Genomic DNA, 562 nt, shown 5'->3' with positions numbered 1-562 from the left:
ATCGTGTGGCCGATCTTCTTGGCGCGCAGCTCCTGCGGCTGGGGCGGCGTCCCAAGGAATGCGTCGATCTTCCCTTGGATGAAGAGTTCCGTGGGCTTGACGTCCTTAGTCAAGACCCATTGGATATCGTTCACGGGATCGAGCCCGACATACGCGGACATGAGCGTCAGCCACATGTGTCGCGAGTTATTGAAACCATCCACGCCCACCCTCTTGCCCCGCAGATCCGTGACGCTGCGGATGCTCTCCTTGGCGATCAGTTCGAGGCATCCCGAGTGCAACCCGGTTAGCACCTTGATCGGCACGCCAGCGTCGATCGACGCGATCTGATTCGGCGGAAAGTTCACAGAGAAATCGGTCTCACCGCGTGCGATCCATTCCGATTGGTCGACGCTTCTGTCGGCTTCTACGTAGCGAACGTCGGTGAAGCCCTCTGCGCGCATCAGTTCTCCGGCGATGTACGCGCCTGCCCAGCAATAGGAACCACCAACCCACCGCGGCAGACGAACCGTGGTCGTTTCCAGCGGCTCGGCGTGGAGTGACTCCGGAAGACCGACGATAC

The 562-nt window shown here is 60.3% G+C and carries 1 protein-coding gene; it reads right to left on the bottom strand.

What is annotated here, in order from left to right; genetic code table 11:
• Positions 1-562, bottom strand: a 562-nt coding sequence (locus NKI97_RS35410) for an ABC transporter substrate-binding protein (RefSeq protein ID WP_352838613.1), incomplete at both ends; no start/stop codon positions are given.

The sequence above is a fragment of the Mesorhizobium sp. M0296 genome (assembly GCF_040321675.1).
GTDB lineage: Bacteria > Pseudomonadota > Alphaproteobacteria > Rhizobiales > Rhizobiaceae > Mesorhizobium.
The sequence above is the reverse complement of the archived record's forward strand: the minus strand, read 5'-3'. Positions and strand labels throughout refer to the sequence as shown.